This is a genomic window from Blastococcus deserti, from assembly GCF_042682525.1.
GTDB lineage: Bacteria > Actinomycetota > Actinomycetes > Mycobacteriales > Geodermatophilaceae > Blastococcus_B > Blastococcus_B deserti.
The window spans coordinates 190,851-205,949 of sequence record NZ_JBHUHP010000014.1; the positions used below are offsets into that span (position 1 = coordinate 190,851).

The 15,099-nt window shown below is 71.2% G+C and carries 12 protein-coding genes; 6 read left to right on the forward strand and 6 right to left on the reverse strand.

All coding sequences use genetic code 11. The features are described from left to right. Positions 1-218 precede the first annotated feature (218 nt). The gene (locus tag ACFSHS_RS14635) at positions 219-1,184 is read right to left on the reverse strand and encodes a sulfite exporter TauE/SafE family protein (protein ID WP_376877420.1); all 966 of its coding nucleotides are present in this window, start codon (positions 1,182-1,184) and stop codon (positions 219-221) included. Between the two features lie 299 nt (positions 1,185-1,483). Between ACFSHS_RS14635 and ACFSHS_RS14640 the strand changes: the two genes are divergently transcribed. The 4 genes from ACFSHS_RS14640 (at position 1,484) to ACFSHS_RS14655 (ending at position 5,239) form a co-directional block, all read left to right on the forward strand. Beyond that, positions 1,484-2,146, forward strand: a complete 663-nt coding sequence (locus tag ACFSHS_RS14640) for a sensor histidine kinase (RefSeq protein WP_376877423.1) — start codon at positions 1,484-1,486, stop codon at positions 2,144-2,146. A gap of 23 nt (positions 2,147-2,169) precedes the next feature. Next, positions 2,170-2,796, forward strand: coding sequence for a response regulator transcription factor (locus ACFSHS_RS14645; protein ID WP_376877426.1), 627 nt, complete (start codon positions 2,170-2,172; stop codon positions 2,794-2,796). A 25-nt stretch (positions 2,797-2,821) separates the two neighbouring features. After that, positions 2,822-3,523 carry a response regulator transcription factor gene (locus ACFSHS_RS14650; protein WP_376877429.1) on the forward strand — a complete coding sequence of 234 codons (702 nt, stop codon included), beginning with the start codon at positions 2,822-2,824 and terminating at the stop codon, positions 3,521-3,523. A 204-nt stretch (positions 3,524-3,727) separates the two neighbouring features. Next, the gene (locus tag ACFSHS_RS14655) at positions 3,728-5,239 is read left to right on the forward strand and encodes a sugar transferase (RefSeq protein ID WP_376877432.1); all 1,512 of its coding nucleotides are present in this window, start codon (positions 3,728-3,730) and stop codon (positions 5,237-5,239) included. A 193-nt stretch (positions 5,240-5,432) separates the two neighbouring features. On the opposite strand, the gene ACFSHS_RS14660 is transcribed toward ACFSHS_RS14655, so the two are convergent. The 5 genes from ACFSHS_RS14660 to ACFSHS_RS14680 form a co-directional block, all read right to left on the reverse strand. After that, the gene (locus ACFSHS_RS14660; protein WP_376877435.1) at positions 5,433-8,060 is read right to left on the reverse strand and encodes a glycosyl hydrolase family 28-related protein; all 2,628 of its coding nucleotides are present in this window, start codon (positions 8,058-8,060) and stop codon (positions 5,433-5,435) included. A gap of 684 nt (positions 8,061-8,744) precedes the next feature. Then, positions 8,745-8,984 (reverse strand): hypothetical protein, encoded by a 240-nt coding sequence (locus tag ACFSHS_RS14665; protein ID WP_376877438.1) that lies wholly within the window; start codon positions 8,982-8,984, stop codon positions 8,745-8,747. Between the two features lie 217 nt (positions 8,985-9,201). Further along, complete coding sequence (locus ACFSHS_RS14670; RefSeq protein ID WP_376877441.1) at positions 9,202-9,879, reverse strand: nucleotidyltransferase family protein; 678 nt, start codon at positions 9,877-9,879, stop codon at positions 9,202-9,204. A gap of 5 nt (positions 9,880-9,884) precedes the next feature. Then, positions 9,885-10,931, reverse strand: a complete 1,047-nt coding sequence (locus tag ACFSHS_RS14675) for a phosphotransferase (RefSeq protein WP_376877444.1) — start codon at positions 10,929-10,931, stop codon at positions 9,885-9,887. Further along, positions 10,928-12,250 (reverse strand): nucleoside/nucleotide kinase family protein, encoded by a 1,323-nt coding sequence (locus ACFSHS_RS14680; RefSeq protein ID WP_376877447.1) that lies wholly within the window; start codon positions 12,248-12,250, stop codon positions 10,928-10,930. Before ACFSHS_RS14680 ends, ACFSHS_RS14675 begins: the two co-directional genes overlap by 4 nt. Positions 12,251-12,578: 328 nt before the next feature. On the opposite strand from ACFSHS_RS14680, the gene ACFSHS_RS14685 reads away from it, so the two are divergent. Together ACFSHS_RS14685 and ACFSHS_RS14690 are read left to right on the forward strand one after the other, a co-directional pair. Next, positions 12,579-14,501: an ABC transporter ATP-binding protein gene (locus ACFSHS_RS14685; RefSeq protein WP_376877450.1), complete on the forward strand. Its 1,923-nt coding sequence runs from the start codon at positions 12,579-12,581 to the stop codon at positions 14,499-14,501. A gap of 368 nt (positions 14,502-14,869) precedes the next feature. Further along, a partial coding sequence (locus tag ACFSHS_RS14690) for a hypothetical protein (RefSeq protein WP_376877453.1) occupies positions 14,870-15,099 on the forward strand: 230 nt, incomplete at its 3' end.

The following is a 15,099-nucleotide window of genomic DNA, read 5'->3' on the forward strand; positions in this document are numbered from 1 at the left end:
ATCTCCCCGCTGCTGAGGCCTGATCCGGCGAATCCGTTCCGACGGCCGGCGCTCCGGCCGATCGTCACAGGCGCGCCATCTTGCAGGTTCGCTCCTGTCGCCAACACCTTGTTGCGTCCGCTGCCGCGCCGCTTTCGCCATCGAAGGGGCTGACAGCCGCAGCCGGCGACCTGTCGGTACGCACCGCGCCCGGTTCGGCACGCAGCAGAGTCAAAGGCTCAGCTGGTGGAGGCCGGTGACGAGGCCAGCCGCGCCCGCCGGCGCCGGCGCTGCTGCGACGCCAGCGGGGCTTCACCATGGCGGACGCGCACCCACGCCCACGCGGCCCCTCCACCGATCAGCGCGGCGGCCGTGACGACGAGGACCACGGCCGTGGAGGCGCCGAGCAGTTTGGCTCCCGACGCCAGGAGCACGACGGCCAGGGCCCGCCGGACCAGCCCACCGGGTGCCCGGGAGGAGACCCGGGCGCCCAGCCAGACCCCCGGTATGGCGCCGATCAGCACGCTGCCGGTGAGGCCGAGGGTGAAATCGCCGAAGAAGATGTGTCCCAGTGATGCCGCGGCGACCAGCGGAACGGCCTGGACCAGATCGGTACCCACCAGCTGCCCGGCCCTGATCGCCGGGTACATCAGCAGCAAGGCCACGATCATGAGCGACCCGGCGCCGACCGACGTCATCCCGACCACGCCTCCGCCCACGCAGCCGACGAGAACGGTGCGCCAACGGTGCACGGTCACCGTGGACAAGGCCTGCTCGACGACCTGCTCACCGCTGCTGCGGCGTCGCTCGCGTGCCAGCAGGTTCAGATAAGACCTCACGGCCATGGCCAGCGAGACCAACACGAGGACGCCGCCGAGCAGCACGAGCAGGAGTTCCTGGACGTCGCCGTCGGATCCCATCAGCCGGAGGAGCAGCACGCCGGCGAAGGCACCGGGGATCGAGCCGACACACAGCCACTTCACCAGCCCCAGGTGGACGGTTCCGCGACGGAGGTGGACCAGCCCGCCGATCGGCTTCATGAAGAAGCTCGCGACGACGTCGCTGGAGACCGCGGCCAACGGGGACACCCCGAAGAAGAACACGAGGATCGGGGTCATGAGTGCCCCGCCGCCCATACCCGTCAGCCCGACGACGATCCCCACCGCCAGACCGGCCGCGGCGATCGCCGGGTCCCACAGGTCCATCCGTCCTCCTCCGCCTACTCCGACGTCCACTCGCGTGGCGGACGCCCGCCCGCAGGTCTCCGTCGGTCGTCGTGCTGTCCGCGAAGCGCCGACCATAGGGCGCGCCGTCGTCGCGCAGCAGCGGGAACGTCGCCACGATTTCGTCGGATCCGCGTTGTTGGCGCACAACTGCCTGTTAAGCGGGATGTCACTGTTCTACGGTCGCCGCCGAGCCGGGGGTCGAGACCAGGCTGTGCAACACCCGTGACGGAGGGGGGCCGTATGGGGGGCGCTGGCGGCAGGAGCGTGCCGACGAGGCGGTGGACGTCGAACACGGCATCGAGGAGGCCCTCGACGCCGTGCTGCACGAGATCCGGCAACCGTTGGCGGCCGTGTTCGCGCTCGCCGAGGCTGTCCGGGGCCGACCGGATCTTCCGGCCGATGTGCGGAGGACGGTCGACGAGCTGATACGGGAGGCCGAGGACGTCTCGGCGGCCGCCGGGAGTGTCGTGGAGATGCGCAGCAGGCGGGGCCTCGCGCCGACCGCCACCGTCGACGTGGACGAGGTCGTCCGGTCCGTCTTCGACAGTTACCGCCGGACCTGGCGCGGGACCCTCCGTTCGCGGGGGAACAGCGCAGGATCGCTCGAGATCGCCGGCGGGCGCACACCGCTGCGTCGCTGCCTGGTCAATGTGGTCGACAACGCGGTCCGCGCGGCCGGGCCGAAGGGCACGGTCACCGTCGCCGTCCACCGCGGCAGCGACGTGGTCCGCATCTCGGTCGAGGACGACGGGCCGGGCTTCGGTCGGGGTCCCACCGCCAACGGACTGGGCCTGCTCGTCACCCGGCGGCTGCTGGACGAGATGGGTGGGCAGCTGGTGACCAGCCTGCCCTCCAACGCCCGGGGCGCGGTCGTCACGCTCTTCCTGTCGGCGCGAATGGCCGGTCCGAGCCAGCTGGTCGAGCCCGTACGGGCCGTGTGAGCTCCCGACGATGAGGGAACGCGGTGCGACTCGTCCTCTGTGATGACCATCGTCTGTTCGCGGAGCCGGTCGCGGTCGCGCTCGAGGGACGCGGGCACCAGGTCGTGGTCGCCACGTCGCCCGCCGAGGCCTTCCGGGCGGTCGCCGAGGAGGAGCCCGACATGTGCCTCATGGATCTGCGTTTCCCGGACGGGGACGGGATCGACGCCATTGCCGAGCTGACCCGCGGACATCCGCTCTGCGCTGTCGTGGTGCTCTCCGGTACGGCCGACCCCGGTGCCGTGGACGAGGCTCGTGCGGCGGGCGCGGCGGGGTTCGTGCGCAAGGACCAGCCGCTCAGCGCGGTGTTCGCCGCTCTGGACCGCATCGCGGCCGGGCGGCCACCAGCACCTCCGCCACCGCCGGCCGACGTGGACGGGCAGCGGCGCGGCCCCACGCGTCAGCTCCTGGATGCGCTCACCCAGCGGGAGCGTCAGGTGCTCCGCTGCCTCGTCCATGCGGAGGACACGGTCGGGATCGCCCGCTCCCTCGGCGTGGCGCCGAGCACGGTCCGGACGCACCTGCAGAGGGTGCTGCAGAAGCTGGGCGTGAACAACCGGCTGCAGGCGGTCGCACTCGTGGCGAACGCAGGCCTGGACGTCGAGCGATGAGCAGCAAGTTCCAAGGCCGGCCGGCGTGAGCGCGCGGGCGCAGCGACGGCCGAGCCGCCGCGTCGAGGACGCCGGCCCGCAGCCGCTGCGGCTGCTGCTGGCCGATCCCCATCTCGCCTTCGTCGAGGCGCTGGCCCCCCGGCTGTCGGCCGAGCCCGGCCTCCGGGTCGTCGGCACGGTGACCCGCCCCGAGGACGCGCTGCGCGTCGTCCGCACCCGGCCGGTCGACGTCGCCCTGCTGGCCGTGGACGGCACCGGGAGCCAGTTCGTCGACGCGGCCGGTGCACTCGCCGACGAACGGCCGGAGCTCGCGCTGGCGGCGCTGGCCGAGGCCGACGACGTCGGCACGGTCGCGCGGGTGGTGCGGATGGGTTTCCGGGGATGGGTCCCCAAGGACCTGGATGTCGCCGCACTCGTCGTCGTCCTGGAGGGCATCCGTCGCGGCGAGACCCACATCCCGCCGGCGCTGCTCACCCGGCTCCTTCCCCACCTGCTGCGCGAGCAGGAGGAGCGGCGCGCGGCGGAGCGGCCCTTCGCGACCCTCACCCCGCGGGAGAGGGAGGTCCTGCGGGCGATGTGCCGGGGCGCGACCCGGCAGGAGATCGCCGAGGAGCTGGAGGTCTCGCACAACACCGTCCGGACCCACCTGCAGAAGATCCTCGGGAAGCTGGGTCTGCACAGCTCCCTCGCGGCCGTCACGCTCGCCCGCAAAGCGGGATTCGACTAACGCATCGGCACGTCGGGCAGTCGTCGGATCACTCACTGGCAGCGACAGCCGCGGCTGCGCGCAACTCTCCTCCGTCCTACGTAGTCCGCCTCGTCTCGGTGATGGATCCCGCGTCCTGGCCCCGGTCCTAGCGTTCCCGACCTGAGCCAAGGCAGCGCATCGGGGGACGACGTGCAGGAATCGATCAGTTGCCCGGGACCTGGCGTGCAGCCGACCGTGGTCGCCGCGGCGCCCGAGGTGTCGCCGGCCCGGCGTCCCGGCCTGTACCTGCTGCGGTACCCGACGACGAGAGTGGTGCCGGCCCCCCGGGCACCCGATGCGTCCGGGGCTCATCCGAGCGGGCTGCTGACCGAGATCCCTTCGACGCCCGTCGGCCGAGCGAAGCGGACAGGGGCCCGGGCCTGGTGGATCTCCGCCATCGTGCTCGCCGCCGACCTCGTCGCCTTCGCCGCGGCGCTCGTGCTGACGTCCGGGCCCAACATCAAGACGGTCGCCCTCCTGCTCATCATCTTGACCCTGTTCCAGGTGGGCGGCCTCTACCGGCCCCGGCTGTCGCTCTCGATCCTCGACGACGGACCCGCGATCATGGGGCGGGCCCTCGCCGCGGGAGCCGGCGCCATGGTCCTCGGCGGGCTGGAGGACGGGGTCGCTGGAACCGCTCGCCTGATCACGTGCGCGGCCTTCGGAGGGTTCTGTCTGGTCACCCGGACCGTGGCGTACACCGGCATCCGGATCGCCCGGCGGCACCACTACCTGCAGCAGCGCGCGCTCTTCCTGGGGGCCGGCACGGTCGCAGGTTCGCTGGCGGCGAGCCTGCGCGACCATCCGGAGTACGGGCTGCGGCCCGAGGGCATGCTGGACGACGACCCGCTGCTCGACGACGAGGAACGTCCGGTTCCCCTCCTGGGCGGCTACCAGGATCTCTGCGAGGTCATCCTCGCGCGGTCGGTGGACGTCGTCATCGTCACGTTCGGGTCGCTCCGGGAGCCGGAGATGGTGCCGCTCCTGCGGACCTGCGACCGTCTGACATGCGAGATCTTCTTCGTTCCCCGGCTCTTCGAGGTGCATGCCGTCACCAGGGACACCGAGGTTCTGTGGGGCATGCCCCTGGTCCGGCTCCGGCGTGCGCCCTTCCGGACCGGCGCATGGATGGGCAAACGTCTCAGCGACGTCCTCATCTCGGGAGTCGCCCTGCTGCTGCTGGCGCCGCTCCTCCTCGTGTGCGCGGTGCTCACCCGCTGGGAGACTGGATGCGTCCTGTTCCGGCAGACCCGCGTGGGGCTCGACGGCTTGTCGTTCACGCTTCTCAAGTTCTGCAGCCTCCGGCCGGCCGCGGACGCGGAGGGCAACACGCTCTGGAACATCGGCGACGACAATCGGATGGGCCCGGTCGGCCGCTTCCTCCGGCGAACGTCATTCGACGAGCTTCCGCAGTTGTGGAACGTGCTGCGCGGCGACATGAGCCTGGTCGGTCCGCGGCCCGAGCGCCCCTACTTCGTCGACGAGTTCAGCCGGCAGTACCCCTGGTACCGCGCGCGGCACCGCGTCCCCGTGGGTCTCACGGGCTGGGCCCAGGTCCACGGCCTGCGAGGCGACACCTCGATCGCCGACCGTGCGCACTTCGACAACTTCTACATCGAGAACTGGTCGATGTGGGGGGACATCAAGATCCTTGTGCGGACCGTCAGCCAGGTGGTGAAGGCCGCCGGCCGCTGATGGTCCCCGTACCTCATTCGTCCCGGTCAGCCGGGAACGTCTGCTGCACGGAGAAGATCCCGCCGGTGAAGCCGATGGCGGGGGCCACCGTGCGAGGGTTCTGCCGGGGAGGAGAGAGACCCCGCCAGGCTGGTGCCCGCGGGTAGGGGCAGGCCGGGCCGGCGGGGCATCCCGCCGGCCCGGCCTCTTGCGGTCAGGGGGAGACGTACAGCGGGAGGGTGGCCCGCTTGAAGTCCCTCGCCACCGGACCGACGAGAACCTCCGAACTGGTGACGTTGCCGACGCGGGTGCCGTTCACCACGTCGCTGACCCACTGGCCGGTGATCGCGGCGTTGCGATAGACACCGGGGATCACGACGGACACCCGTGAGTCGGTCAGGTTGTAGACCGCAGTCCCCGTCGTGGAGTTGAACCTGCCTGCGTCGGCCAAGTTGTCCCACGCCCCGGCGAGGATCTCGGCGGTGCTGCCGGAGACCGTCAGGTACGGCTCGCCCTTGTCGTCGTGCATCTCCAGGTTGTCCCCGAAGAGCCAGATGGTGGCGCCCCCCGAGATCTCGGCACCCCGGCCCTCGCGGTTCAACTGCCGGGCGTACACGCTGATCGGCCGATCGATGGTGAGCAGCCGCCCGGACGCGTTGTCCACGAACACGGCACCGGTCGCGCTCGTGCCGTCGATGACGTCACCGGGCGTCGCCCCGATTGCCCCGACGTTCCGGATCACCATCGCGTCCGGCCCGTTCTGCTCGAAGGTGACCGAGGCAGCGGCGTTGCGCAACTCCACGAACGAGGAGGTGGTGTTGCCGACCGAGATCTTGCCGGTGCTGGCGTCAGCGACCCGCGAGCCCATGAAGTCGATGGCCTCGACGTTGCCCCGGACGATCACCGGAGTCTTGATCGTGTAGTCGCCGTAGGGAAGGTAGACGACCTGCTTGCCCGAGTCGATCGCGGCCTGGATCGCCGGACCGTCATCGTCCGCCGAGTTGCCGGACGTGGCGTTGGCCTTCGCCCAGTGGGTCAGGTCGTAGTCGGTGGATCGAGGCGCATCCGGGTGAGGCAGGTTGAGGCTCTGGACCGTACTGGTCTCCGTCCAGGGCACCGAGGTGTCGCCGCGCCGGAAGTTCGCCGACCCCCACTCGGCGATGGCGGTCTTGCCCACGAACCGGTTGGTGGTACCGGTCGTGACCAAGTTGCCCCATCCGGACGCGGTCACGTTGCGGGCGTAGATGTAGCTGTCCGCGACAGCCGTCATGGCCGTCCCTGACCCCGGTCCGGTCACGTTGGCGTCGATGACCTGGAACACGGCCTGCTGACCGAGGGCCTCGTAGACCTTGGGGGCACCGGTGACGGTGAGGCCTTCGAACTGGAGCACCCGGGCGTTGTTCTGGATGGCCACGGTGCGCTGGTTCCGGAGTGTCACGTCGGTGAAGACCATGTTGTTGACCGGTCCACCGTCACCCCAGATGCCCACGGCGAAGCCGTCGATGGTCACGTCCTGGACCTGCGACGGACCTGTGCCCGACTCCACGGTCATGCCACGCAGCCCGGAGTTGGCCGGTGCGCGGAGCGTGACCCGCTCCATGGCCCCCGAGTTGCAGGCAGCCCAGCGGATCGCCACCGCGCCGGGATTGCCGGAGCCGACGTCGATCGTCAGGTCCTGGACATAGTTCGCGTAGGCCGTGTTGTCGTTACCGGTGGACTGGGTCTGGATGCCGGGCCGGTAGACGTACTTGGGCGTGGACGCCGAACCGTAACCGGCGGCGCTGTCCTTGAGCTTCAGCGTGGTTTGGGCCTGACCGGCACCCATCAGCCGGATGGCGTTGCCGGGGGCGTGCAGCATGTCGGAGACCAGGCAGGTACCGGCAGGCAACACCAGGGTGCGGAAGGAGAAGCGGGTCTCCAGCGGATCGGTATCGGTCCTGGCATAGTCCGCCAGTGCGCTCCGAATGGCTGCGGTGTTGTCGGTGACCCCATCGCACTTCACGTTGTAGGGCGCGGCAGCCAGGTTGATGACCCCGGAGTCGGCAGGGAACCGGACGCCGGCGCTCGACGGAGCAGGCACGGGATCCGGGGTCGGTTCGGTCCTCGCCTCCGGACCCGGGGCGGGCTCCGGCGTCGGCTCCGGCTGGGTGGTCGCCGCCGGGGTGGATCCGGCCGTCGGCTCCGGCGCCGGCTCCTGCGCGGGGGTGGGTTGCGTGTTCGTCCCGGTGGTCCACTCGAGGTGCAGTCCGGGAGCCGTCTTGGCGCTGGTGTCGAAGCTCTTGGCCACCCCACTGTTGGTGCCGGTGCCGGTGCCGGTGATGATGACGGCGAGGGCGTTGTCGGAGGCCCAGCCCGGCCGGGACACGATTTCCTGCACGACGGCGGTCAGGTCGCTGGTCCGTTGGGCCGGGCCGCGCTTGCCCGAGGACCAGGCCGCCGGCGTCCACTCCGCCGAGGCGGTGGTCCTCGGGCGATCGGACACGTCACCCGGGGCGCTGGTGAAGGTGCCCGGGTCGTCGGCCGCCTGTCCGTGGATGGTCAGCGGCACCGCCGTCGAAGTGCTCTCGTCCGCGGTGAACTGCACGTAGGCGCGGGTGATCGTCGCCCCCGGCGGAATGGCGACGTGGGTGAATCGCAGCCCGACGACCTGCTGCCTGCCCTTGTCGGTCAGCATCTCCAGGTCGGAGCTGTCGAGCACGGTTCGGTCGGACCGCTGTTCGGCATCGTCGGTACTGGCCCGGACCCGGAACTCTGCGCTGCCGGCCTGGGCGGACGGGCTGATGAGGACGATGCCCACGACGGCGAGGAGGACGGGCAGGAACAGGACGAGGGCGCGCTTCATTGGCATCCTTGGCTGGCTGTGGGGTGCGAGACCGTCAGGTCGCCCCCGACCCCGGTGTCAGGACCTAGCCGCGGGCGATGGGGTCGGGTATGACCGCCGCCCCCGGGGGCCGACACTCTGGGTGATCGGACGAATTGAATCAGTGACTTTGTGATGGTTGCACATACGGTCGGCATCGAAGAAGTCACGGTGAGTGCGGATTCGTCCCAGCCGTCACAGACGCCTCAGGCCTCACCGTCGTCTGCTGCAGGACGGCCCGGCTCGCCGCCGTGACCAGCGCCGAGGCCGTGGGGTCCTCGGGCAGTGACATGCCTCACTGCCCGAGGTGCGCCTCGCCGGCGAGTGGTTGCGGATCCATCGGTGGCGCCGCCCGACCCGCGCTATTCGGGAGGTGGACTGCTCGAGCCGGAGCCGCCGGTGCAGCGGCCGAACCGCGGACGACCGCTCTTGCTACCGCGGCGTCGGCCGCCGCGTGCGAGGGGTCCCGTGCCGTTCGCAGGGGTGAGTCCGACGAGAGCTGGTGGTGCCCGTCGCTGATTCGTCCGGGTCGGGGGGCCAGGGGTTCGAGCTGTCAGGCGAAGGGCTCAGTGGCGCTCGTAGCGGTCCCGGAAGGTCAGCGGTCGCCGAGCCAGCTGCTCGAGGTCGGCGAAGTCACCGGGTTCGGTCACCCTGCGGTGTGCCCGATCAGAAGAGGATCTCGACCGGGTCGACCCAGGTGGCATGGATCGACAGGTGCACCAGCTCGGCGGTCGGCCAGGCCGCGCGCATCCGGGTGACGGCGCGAGCCCCGTTGGGTGAGCAGCCGTTGTCGACGACCCAGAACGCGCCGGCCGCGCCGGCGTAGGGCCCGCTGCTCATCACCTGTTCGACGTGCTGGCCGAACGGCGTGATGCCCGTGCGGCCGAGCACGCGGGCGGCGTGCACGTCGAAGGTGGCCAGAGTGGGCGAGGGTGCCGCCGCGGCGGTACTCGAACGCCGTCCGGCGCATCCGGCCCGGCGCCGCTGGGAGGTCGGACAGGGGCCTCGACCACGCCCTGCGACACGCCCTGCGACCGCGGCCTGAGCGCTCACGGCAGCTCGTCCTGGACACCCGACGCGTCAACGACGGGGCCCACCAGTGCGCGGCCCCGTGCCCCCGACGTCAGGACCGGTACAGGCGACGTCGTTGGGCTGCGAGCAGTTCCCGGGCCTCCGCGGAGGGCTGGAGGCCCTCCGAGTCGAGGTAGCGGTCCAGCCCCTCCAGCGACAGCTCGAGATCCCTGGACAGCTCGCGGGCCAACCGGTCGATGGTCGCCCCGATCCGACCGTCAGATGCGGGCGAGGAAGCCGTGGCCCCTTGCGGCAGACCCGAGGCCGCCGCCCCCTTGTGGTGGACGGCGTGGAAAGCCAGGGAGTCGAGGTGGTCGACGGGTGACGGCACCCGGTACCTGCCGTGGAGCAGCACCGCCCGGTCCAGCACCCGGAGGGCCAGCTTCTGCGACAGGTACGGGGCTCCACCGAAGTGGGTGCGGTCCCGACCGGTCACCGAGTAGAGATCTACCTTCTGGCTGGGCCGGAACGGCCGGTACGGGGTCATGAGGGCTTCGACGTACGGCAGGTCCTCGTCCGAGACGAGCAGGTCGATGTCATTGTCCGGTTCGACGGCCGGCAGGGTCTCGAACCAGCGCAGGACGGCGTACCGCACGCCGGAGTCGGTCAGCCGCCCCAGGAACTCGTCGACGGACAGGCCCCGCCGCAGATACCGCCTCGCATTGGCGGGCGGCCGGCGGAGGAGGCGACGGACGGCGTGCTTCACCGGCACGGGGATCCGGGAGGTCACCCGTCTCACGCCGCGCGCTCGCCGGCGTCGAGGAAGGCGGACAGGCGTCGTGCACTCTCCGACATCAGCATCCGCATGTGCCGGTCGATCGCCTGCTGACGGGCGTGCATGAGCTGCTGGGACCGGGCCAGGCGCGAGAAGTCGCGGCGCCGCCGCCAGCGCAGCACGTGCTGCTTCAGCAGTCGCAGCTCCATGACGGCCGTGTCGGTCTCAGCCTCGCCGTACCCGGACCGGAACGCCTGCTCGAGCTGTCCGCGGAATCGGCGCACGGGGGGCACGACCTGCCCCGGGACGAAGACCGAGTACGCGGACAGGATGGCCAGGAAACGGCCCAGGTCGTCCTCGGGCAGCCCGACGTCCACCAGCGACGGGTCGATGATCGTGACCTGGTCGGCGGCGGTGAGGATCAGGTTGACCGGCGCGAAGTCGCCGTGCTGCACCACCCGGTCGCGGGTGACCTTCCGATTCGGGACACGGGTCAGGACCTGGGCGACGTCCTCGGGCAACCCGAGTCCTACCGCGCGCAGCACCGAGGCCTCGGTCTCGCGCACCTCGTCGGCGAGGTCGGCGAGGTCCACCACGGCTTCATCCACCCGTGCGTGCCGGTGGAGTCGCCGGAGGGCGTCGCCGGCCGCGGTGGCCGCCGCGAGCGCCGGACCGGGCTGCAGGACACCGCGCTGCACGGTGCGGCGGAAGGGCCGCCCGTGCACGTAGTCCATCACCACGGCGTCGAGGTCCTCGAGGTAGAACAGCGGCCGCACCGCGGCGTGCCGGTCCTCCTCCTCGAACCAGCGATGGGCGAGCGTCAGGGCGCGGAACTGCTCGGTGCTGCTCAGCGCCGGGGTGGCGTCGATCGCGGTGTTGCCCAGCACCGCCGTCTTGACCACGTACCGGGGCTGCTCACCCGGCACGCCGAAGACGAACAGCGTGGAGCGGGACCGCGTGATCGGCTCGGCGGCCAGCTCGAGGCGCTCGGGTGCCGTCTCGCCGAGGGTCCGCACGAGGGCCTCGCGGGCGCGGCCGATCTCGTCCTTCCCGACCTGCCTCCTCATGGCAGGCGGGTCCAGACCGTCTCGGCGATGTCGCGGGCCACGTCGTCGACGGGCCGCTCGGCGTCGACGACCACGGCACCGAGTTCCCGCGCGGTGTCCGCGTAGATCTTCTGGAAGTGACGGAACGCGCCGATGTTCCACTCGTCGGGGCGCCGGGCGACGTTCGTCTCCGGATCCACCACGAGCAGGACCGACACGTCGACCTTCGGGCAGACCGCCCGGAACAGCCGGCGCTCCATGGTGATGTCGGCGCCCCGGCGCACCTGGTACCAGTAGGTGAGCTTGACGTCCGCGTCCAGGACGAACCGGTCCAGCACCAGGACGTCGCTGCCGCGTCCCCGCCACACGCTGGCCCAGATCTTGGCCGCGTTGGAGACCGCGGCCGACGTGATCCACAGGTGCTCGACCAGCCGCACGTGCGGAGGTACCGACCGTGGTCGCGCCGGCGTCGTCCCGCCGCCGCTCGGCCGCTTCTCCTGGCCGACGGCGTCTCCCGTCGGACGGCGCCAGCTCGCGGCCCACGCCCTGATCGAGGTCGGCAGCGTGGGTCGGTTGGTGGTCGGCACCCATGCGGTCCCGGTGCGTACGCCCAGGGCGTCGAGCGTCGTCACCAGCCGCCCCACCTGCGTGGACTTGCCGCTTCCGTCGGGGCCGGAGAGCGAGACGAGCAGGGGCCGTCGGCGGTGCCGGACCAGGCTCCGGGCCGCGGCGACTGCGGTGGAGGGCGGACCGGCCGCGACAGCCCGGACCAGCGCCCGCCGCCGTTGCCGAGCCGTCCAGCGCTCCGGCTGTCCGAGGGCCCGCCGGAGCAGTCGCAGGTGTGCGGTCAGCCGGAAACGCCCCGCCAGGGCCGCGGCGTCGTCCCACACGCCGGGCCCGGACCCCGCCGCCGACAGGGCCTTCTTCCGCTGGTCGTCGCTGAGCTCGCCGCCCGCCAGCGCGACGTCGTGCGCGATCAGGACCAGGACGACGGGTGGTGCCGGGCGTGCGAGGTGCTCGAACCCGGGGAGCGGCTGGCAGCCGGCGAAGAGCTCCTCACCGCTGCGGGTCGGGCCCCGACCCAGACCCCAGCTCTCCGTGATGAGGAGTTCCACGCCCTGGACCTCGCCCGGCTCGAAGTTCGCGTACGTGGTGCCACGCCGGAGGAACCCGGCGGCCTCCAGGCGGGCGCCGACGGCGGAGGCGTCGGTCGCCCGGAGGAGCACTCGGAGAACGGGGGCAGCGGGAGGCCCTTCCCCGACGACGAACACCGGCGCCTGGACCGCTGCATCGATCGTGCCCATGACGTCGACGACCACGCCGCTCGGAATCGTGTCCACCCGTCCCCCTCCTGGTCCGCAGGGCGGCCTCCGGAGCCGGGACGGCGCAGGAGCCACCGCCCGCGCTGGCGGCTGTCGCCCCCCAGGGGCGGCGGGCGGACAGTCCCTCACGGACGACGAGCGCCTGTCAAGGAGTCCTCGCGCCTCACGGGACGGGGCGCGTAAGTCGAGGTCCGGCCTCCGTTCCCCCGCGGACCGACCGCTCCCTTTCTCGGATGACCGCGATCGAGCAGGGCCCTGCGCTGCGCTCATCCCGTTAGAGTCCGACGCCCCGGGCCCCGGTCGGTCCGGAGCAGCGTGTGTCGTCTCCCGATCCGAGGAGTGCCCTTTGTTCCGTCGGCCACGGCGCGGATCGTTGTTCAAGAAGGTCCGGGGCTATGCCGTGTCCTGGAAGCAGTACCGGCAGTTCCTCGGTGGTGCCCGGAGCCGGCTGGTCCTCCTGACGGTGGTCGCCGTCTGCGCCGGCCTGCTCGAGGCCGCGTTGCTCTCCCTCGTCGCCGCCCTCGCGACCGCGCTGACCGAGGGCTCGTCACGGGTCGACGTCCAGTTCGGGGTGATCGACCTCAGCGCCCCGCTGACCGTCCTGTTCGCGGTGGGTATCGGCCTCGCGCTGGTCCGGGCGGTCGTGGCGCTGGGCATCGCCTATCTCCCCGCCAGAGCCAGCGCGGCCGTCATGGTGGACCTGCGACGATCGCTCTTCGACCGGTTCACCGGCACGTCGTGGTCGGTGCAGGCTTCCGAGCGCGACGGTCACTTCCAGACGCTCATGGGGACGCACGTCATGAACGCGTCCCTTGCGATCACTACGCTCGCCCAGGCGCTCACCGCCGGCCTGATGTTCCTCACGCTCCTGATCTCCGCGGTGGTCCTGAGCGTCATGACTGCCTTGATCGTGATCGGCGCCTCTCTCCTCCTCTTCCTGCTCCTCGGACCCCTCGTGCGCCGGCTGCGGCGCCAGGCCCGGGCGCTCAGCCGGGAGAGCATCGAGCACGCGAAGGGCATGGAAGAGGTCGTCATGATGGCCGAGGAGATCCAGGTCTTCGGCGCCTCACCGGAGTACAAGGAGTCCGTGGACAGGCTCAGCCGGCAGGTCCGCAAGCCGATGTTGCTGACCCGCTTCCTGTTCCGGGCGGTGCCGGGCCTGTACCAGAGCCTGGCCTTCCTGACGCTGTTCCTCGCTCTGGCCGCCGTGTACCTGTCCGGCGCCCAGGCGATCGCCGAACTCGGTGCTGTGGTGCTCATCATGGTGCGGTCGTTGACGTACGGGCAGACGATCCAGCAGGCCCTCCGTCGGCTCGACGAGCTGGTGCCGTTCATGAACAGCCTCCGCAAGGCCCTCGACCACTACCAGAGTCACCCGCGTCAGGACGGGGACACCCCCCTGCCGAAGATCGACCGCCTCGGGATGCGGGACGTCCACTACGCGTACGTACCGGGCGAGGACGTGCTCAAGGGCATCTCGTTCGAGGCGCACGGCGGTGAGGCGATCGGCATCGTCGGTCCTTCGGGCGCCGGCAAGTCGTCGCTGGTGCAGATCCTGCTCCGCCTCCGGCAGCCCACCAGCGGAGCCCTCGAGGTGAACGGCGTGGACGCCCGCGTCTTCCGGCGCGACGACTGGCAGCGGCGGGTGTCCTACGTCCCCCAGTCGCCGCAGCTGATCTGGGGCACCGTCGCGGACAACATCCGCTTCTACCGGCCGGAGATCGACGACGAGCAGGTCGAGCGAGCGGCCCGGCTGGCCCACGTGCACGACGAGATCATGTCGTGGTCCCAGGGCTACCAGACGGTGATCGGGCAGCGCGTGTCGGCCATCTCCGGGGGCCAGCGACAGCGGCTCTGCCTCGCGCGGGCCCTCGCGGGTTCACCCGACGTGCTCATCCTCGACGAGCCCACCAGTGCCCTCGACGTCCGGTCCGAGTTGGCGGTGCAGGAGTCCCTGGCCCAGATCAAGAGCGACGTGCTGCTGATCCTGGTCGCTCACCGGCTCTCGACCCTCTCGGTGTGCGACCGGGTCATGGTGGTCGTCGACGGCCGTCTGCAGGCGATGGACGAACCGGCTGCCCTGCTGGAGAACAACGACTTCTACCGCGAAGTCACGGAGATCACCCAGAGGCAAGGTCTCGCGACCGGATCGACGTCGTCGATCGCGTCGCTCGGATCGTCCTCGACCGAGGCGGGGGACGGTTCCCACCAGGGGGCGGCGCCGTGGGCCCTCGGCAGGGCGGCCTCGGGAGCCGAACCTCACGACTGACCGCGGCAGTGCCCGAGGGTCGACGGGCGGACGTCGACGTCTCACGGCCCGTGCGCGGCGTCCGCGGTCAGCGAGACGACCGACCCTCCGACGTGGTGGCCCACCTCGCGGTCGACGCCTCGCCGTGCCCCGCGCCTGGTCGCCTCCCTGACCGGCCACGCGGACTTCCTGATCGGGCCGGCGCAGACCTTCAGCGCGCACAGGCGGTCGACGTCCGATCACACGACGTCGCCGATTCGTGGATCGCTTTGCTGCGCGTGACCAGATCCCGCACCAAGCTCTGGTCTCACGCGTTCGGGTCACTTACGGTCTCGCGGAACAACGGGGCCGGTGGAGGTCTCGACTCTGCCACCACCGGGGAGAACGTGATGCGAACGGACCGCTTCCGGCCACAGCCCCGTGCACGTCGCCGGGTCCTGCTGATCAGCGTGGTGACGGCGGTCATGACGTTGCTCAGCGGTCTGGGCCTGCCTTCGGTGGCCTCGGCCGCGGTGGGAGTGCCGACCACCTACCTGTCGGCGGACACCTACGGTTCGTCGCTGCCGCCGAGCGCGGACAAGCCGCAGAGCAAGCTCTGGTTCCACGACGGTGCGTGGTG